This is a genomic window from Pseudoalteromonas sp. SR45-6, assembly GCF_014163545.1.
Lineage (GTDB): Bacteria > Pseudomonadota > Gammaproteobacteria > Enterobacterales > Alteromonadaceae > Pseudoalteromonas > Pseudoalteromonas rhizosphaerae.
In genome coordinates, this window is record NZ_JACJDM010000098.1 from 1 (window position 1) to 5,565 (window position 5,565).

The 5,565-nt window shown below is 40.8% G+C and carries 6 protein-coding genes; all 6 read left to right on the plus strand.

The features are described 5' to 3' along the window. Positions 1 to 581: hypothetical protein (locus H5158_RS21925; RefSeq protein ID WP_182740905.1), on the plus strand; the 581-nt coding region annotated here is incomplete at its 5' end. 28 nt (positions 582 to 609) lie between these two features. Further along, positions 610 to 2,172, plus strand: coding sequence for a serine hydrolase (locus tag H5158_RS21930; RefSeq protein ID WP_182719592.1), 1,563 nt, complete (start codon positions 610 to 612; stop codon positions 2,170 to 2,172). 170 nt (positions 2,173 to 2,342) lie between these two features. Continuing rightward, on the plus strand, positions 2,343 to 2,702 hold the full coding sequence (locus H5158_RS21935; RefSeq protein WP_220491396.1) for a hypothetical protein: 360 nt from the start codon (positions 2,343 to 2,345) through the stop codon (positions 2,700 to 2,702). A gap of 2 nt (positions 2,703 to 2,704) precedes the next feature. Next, positions 2,705 to 3,601, plus strand: coding sequence for an HTTM domain-containing protein (locus tag H5158_RS21940; protein ID WP_182719594.1), 897 nt, complete (start codon positions 2,705 to 2,707; stop codon positions 3,599 to 3,601). Next, positions 3,598 to 4,053, plus strand: a complete 456-nt coding sequence (locus tag H5158_RS21945) for a thiol-disulfide oxidoreductase DCC family protein (protein WP_182719595.1) — start codon at positions 3,598 to 3,600, stop codon at positions 4,051 to 4,053. The genes H5158_RS21940 and H5158_RS21945 overlap by 4 nt, the downstream gene beginning before the upstream one ends. A 276-nt stretch (positions 4,054 to 4,329) precedes the next feature. Next, positions 4,330 to 5,472 (plus strand): IS4 family transposase, encoded by a 1,143-nt coding sequence (locus H5158_RS21950; RefSeq protein ID WP_182740906.1) that lies wholly within the window; start codon positions 4,330 to 4,332, stop codon positions 5,470 to 5,472. The last annotated feature ends 93 nt before the right edge of the window (positions 5,473 to 5,565 follow it).

A 5,565-nucleotide genomic window follows, 5' to 3' on the forward strand; every position in this document is an offset into this window, starting at 1 on the left:
CTGCTGATGCTGCCGCTGATGCTGCCGCTGATGCCGCTGCTGATGCTGCTGCTGATGCTGCCGCAGAAGGTGGCTTGAACGCGGCATCTTCATCTAGGCTGAAAAACCTAGCTCTAATTCTAGCTGGAACAGCACTAGAGAAAGCAAATGAAGCAATTGCTAATGCATTGAAAAACAGTAACAAACCCAGTAGTGAATCAACTCCATCTACATATTGGAGTGCCCTTAAGACAGAAATGCTAAAAACGTACCCATGTGATGCTGCCGCTTCTAGTGATTGCCCTAAAGTAAACAACGCGAATCAGCGTGATGCTCAGGAATACATGGTTTTGTCTTATGCTCAAAACTTGGGTAAAAAAGACAATAATGCTGTAGATGCGGTGACTTTTGAAAAGAGCTGGGATGCGGGAAATCAAAAAGCGCTTAAAAGTGGTCTTAGCAACGTAACAAATACTGCGGGAATTCCAAGTATGCTTGATTACATGGGCAGCTTTGATATCTCAGGTAGCCCCTCTGCAGCAGTGGCTGTAATTGCTGAAGCTAATGTTTTCAATAGTGTAGCCAGCTTTGAGTTTACCTAAATAAGCCATCTAGCGAGCGAAAGACAAAATGGATTCTAATCTATATCAATATCTACAAGATGGCAAAGTGCTGATGGGGTTTCCCTCTATGAGCGTACGCCTGATAGAACATGATAAAATGTCTGAGCTTGCTACGGAGTCTACCTTTGGCAGCGACGCTATTAATAAGGTAGGCTCTATTAGCAAGTTGATTACAGCAATCGCTGTGCTTATTTTATGTGATAATCAACAGCTAGAACTCGACGCGCCTGCAACAAAGTACTTATCTTACCTAAAAAAAACCCACTGGGCTCAAAGTCAAAAATCACCAGTGACCGTAAAAGATCTGTTGATGCATACAGCAGGTTTACCTAGAGGTGCTTTTATTGGTTCTTCCCCAAGTGAAGAAGAAATAGCAGCAACCTTAAACAATAGAGACCTCATGTCACTTGGAAAACGTGACAGTAACCCGATTAAATATTCAAACTTGGGCTTTGTTTTATTAGGCCAAATTATTGAGCTGGTTACTCAGACGCCTTATACGCTTTTTGTTAAAAAAACCATCTTTTTGCCGCTAGATATGAAAAGTACAGGCTTCGGCGTACCTGAACCTGATTTGATATTTGCTAGGCCACATCAGCTGTCCTGCTTTACTAAGGCCAGTAAGTCACCGTTTACATGTGAACCAATGCCCTTAATTAGTACGCCGCCGTCATCGTCAGATATGCATTCTAATACGCGTGACATCATGCAGCTACTTCAATGCTTAATTACAGGTGGAAGATGCAATGGAACAAAGTTATTAACTGAAATCAGTCTCAATTTACTGTTTACTAGCCACAACTCTATTGACAATGGCATTTCTCGGGGTATGGGGTTACTGTTTGCTAGCTCAAAGCTGGGAAATTTAGTATTTGAAGCAGCTGAACACTTAGGCCATAGCTGTGTAATTTATATGGTGCCAGAAAAAGGCTTTGCATTGGTCGCTATAGTCAATAGAGCCTCAGCTGGAGATGAACTGTTTCACATAATAAATGAATTTGCCAGTCATTACTTAACACGAAATACAGACGTAAAGCTAAGTCACTCCCCTGCAGATAAAAACGCTTTAGTAGGTGAGTATTTCGATCACCAAGGTACCACATTAAAAATTGTACTAAAAGAAGGCGAGTTAAAAGCGGCTGTTGGCACTGACGTTTTGTCTCGAGTTATCGCTAAAGGTCAGCGAGGGTTAATTACAGAAAATGGTAGATTGGCAAAATACCCTTGGTCTATCCAAACGTCCGGTGGCACTACTTGGATTAACGCTGGGCCTCATCAGTTTTGCCAAAGTACACACACCGCCTTTGAGCGCCATTCTGGCAAAAACTATGACGCGTTAGTGGGTGTATATAGCAATAATCAAGTTGGTCGCATCGCTATCTATAGTCGAGGTGGTCAGTTATACGTCGCTTACTCCCCGTGGAAAGAAGCACTCCTGAAGAATGTTAAAGGAACTCTATTTAGACAAGTCGGAGGGCCTTTTCCCTCAGAGCTCGTAAAGTTCTCTACCACATTGCAGCAACTGACTCTATCTGATCATTCATTCTTAAAAACAACTGAGGTTTACTAGTGGCATACTACATTGAACTATTTATACATGGGTTAACTAACCTGTTTATTATAGTAATTTTGTTTTGGTTTTTTTTCTGGGATTGTGAACGACACAATGCCATACGACGTTATTTCATCCCTAAAGTGTACCGGCCATTCGCTTGGATAGGCTTAAATGTTGAGTGGACTATGTTTACACCAGACCCCCCCATGAGAGACATGTGGCCAATGGTAGTTTTCACCCACGAAGACGGTTCAAAATCGAACTGGGAACCAATCCCTTATAACGAACTAAAAATTTGGGAAAAACTAAAGTATAAAAAAGTTTTGAAGTTTTATTTTCAAGTCACTGCAAACAAGGCTGACAAACAAATAAAACGCGATTTTATTGAATATATACAACGCACTTACAAAAGCAGGGTCAAACGGACCAAAATAGAGCTTTTCCGCATCGTTCGCGACACACCTCCAATTGAAGCGCAGAGTGAAATTTTGGAGGCTAAAAAAGAGCTAATATTTACTTTTCATCCATACCTTGGTGAGGACTAAACATGCCTATTGAAACTTTACTTGAAGCGTGGAACAATTTTTTCTTTGCTCCAATCTCTGTTTATCCGATCGCGGTATTTCGCATTATTTTTGGCTGCGTGTTATTGACTGATGCCATATATTTGCAAAACCGAGCAGAGCTTTATTTGGGGCCAGCAGGCCTGACTGAATATAATAGATATGTTAAACGAGCAGGTGGCGTATCAATGTCTTTGTTCTTGTATTTACCGGGAACAATGAGGTCTGCACAGCTCATTATGGCTGTTCACCTCACTGCCATCATCATGTTGATTATAGGTTTTTTAACACCGCTGAGTGCCGTACTCGCATATATTACCACGCGTTCAATTGTAAGTCGTACCGATCATTTAACGAATGGAGGCGATGCAGTGGCAAAAGTGATGTGTTTCTTGCTTATTTTTACACCATGCGGAAATACGCTGTCACTCGATGCTCTGCTATTTAATCTACCCGAAAACTTAAATAACTCTCCTGCCGAGCAGGCTCCTTGGGCACAAAGATTGATGCAGATCCAGCTGTGTTTTATATACTTCAATACCATGTATTGGAAATTGAAAGGTAAAACTTGGCGAGAAGGTACAGCTATTTATTACGCTGTGTCCAATGATATGTATCGACTGTTTAAGTTTCCTAACTTTTTACTCAAGAAATCTTTGGTTCAGATAATGACCTGGGGAGTTCTTATCTTTGAGCTATTACTGGCACCTGGTCTATGGATCACAGAGTTGAGTCCTTGGTTTGTCGGCGGAGCGATGTTAATGCATTTGAGCTTTATGATTTTCCTGAATATCCACCTATTCAGTCTGTATATGATGTCTGTACTTATATTGTTTATTAGCCCCGCAGTCATAACATCTGCAATAAGCTTAATAACATGACTAAATTGAAAGCTTGGTCTCACAGGGAGTCACCTGAAGTGCCTAAATTTAAAGATTCTGGCTGCATAGTTTTTGTTGATGGGACCTGTGGTGCATGCTCTAAAGGCGCCCGCCTGATTGCCAAACTTGACAAAGATGAGGAGTTTCTGATTTGCCCAGTTGGTAGCCTACTTGGAAGTAGTGTTTTACGCCACTACGGACTATCTCCTGATAATCCTGAAAGTTGGTTATATCTAGAAAATGGTAAACCCTACTATTCAATGGAAGCGATTATCAAAGTGGGTGAGCGGCTTGGCGGGTTAGGGAGTTTATTGACAGTTTTGAGGATATTACCTATTTCGATGCAAAATAAACTTTACAGATGGATAGCCAAAAATCGCTATCGCATGATGGGAAGGACTGATATTTGCACAATCACAGACCCAGCCTTGCAGAAGAGGATAATCGAGTAGCTCAATTGCATCAACCTGCTTTCTTAGACTATGTTAATTAAGTTGGACGCTCCTCCCTTTGATCGGATTAATCTAAAGACAGAACTTCATTAGAGATATTGGAGTTTCTATTTGAACCTTAGCTATAAATTATATTATGCTAAGATTTTCTTAGTATCTAACCTATAATTGTACTAAGGATATTTCATAGGTTGGATCTTAAGAAAACTTGAAGTTGAACTCTGTTAATGATCAAATAGTTACGCCAATAAAAACATGACCAAAAACAGAGTTCACATGCAGATTAACCAAGTTTCAAATCAATTAAAAGCCCTTATCTCAGAAAAACACCTCATTGAGCTTGCAAAAACCTCCGGATTTCAAGTTCGACACCGTTGCCTGTCGATCGTTTCTCTGCTCAAAGCTGTGTTCAAAAGCTTATCTTGCCTGCAAGACGCTAACTTGTCAGATATCCATCAGAACCTGCGAACGCAGGCCAATTGCACGATAAGTTATAAACCTTTTCATAATCAAATTCGAAAACCTGCCTTGACTGAGCTAGTCCGTGAACTCGTTATTCAAGCGATGTCTAAATTGACTGTAAACACGCTGGATAAAACCTTTTTTACCCAGCGAGGAATATTGCGAGTGTTATTGCAAGATGGCTCTTCATTTGCTCTACATGATGAATTAGCTCCGGTTTTTGCTGGTCGCTTTACTGCGATAAGTCCTGCCGCAATTGAGTTACATCTTACTTATGACCTATTTAACGAACAGCCTTGTGAAATAGATATCCGTCCTGATGTTGAAACCGAGCGAGCCTTTTTACCGGGTAGTCACACACTTGGAGATACGTTATTACTTGCTGATGCAGGGTATTTTGATTTAGATTACTTTGAGCAAGTATCTCAAGATGGCGGCTACTTTTTGGTTAGAGCGAATAAAAACATCAACCCAACCGTCACATCTGCTTATTGCGCGGGCGTAGAGCTTAAAGAAAAGCATATTAAACTCAAAACATTGCTCAAAAAGTGTGCTAGTCAGCCACTTGAGTTAACAGTACGCTGGAAGAAAAATGGACCCGAGTACAGGCTTATTTATCTACCCGATGAAAAACGCCCTGTTTTCCTTGTTACTAATTTAAAAGAAACACAGTTTAACTTTGATGAGTTACTCGATATATACGCGACTCGTTGGCAAATCGAGTTACTTTTCAAAGAGCTAAAGTCATGGAATAACCTTAAGGGATTCATCACAAGAGACCCACACATTGCAGAATCGCTGGTTTGGCTGAGCATACTGCAAACACTTATCAAGCGGTTTATCTGCCATAGTGCAGCGACGATATTTAAGTGTGCGATCTCGACATTTAGAGCGAGTAAGTGCAGTTATCTTTGGCTGGATGATAGTAAGCGTCTAGCAAAATGCACCTGCCAGTAACTCGTCAAACCGATTAAACTATTTCTTAATTTCAATTAGGAGATAGCCATGAGAAAAATGCGTAGCCTTGAGCAGTGGCGCAACATTATCGAA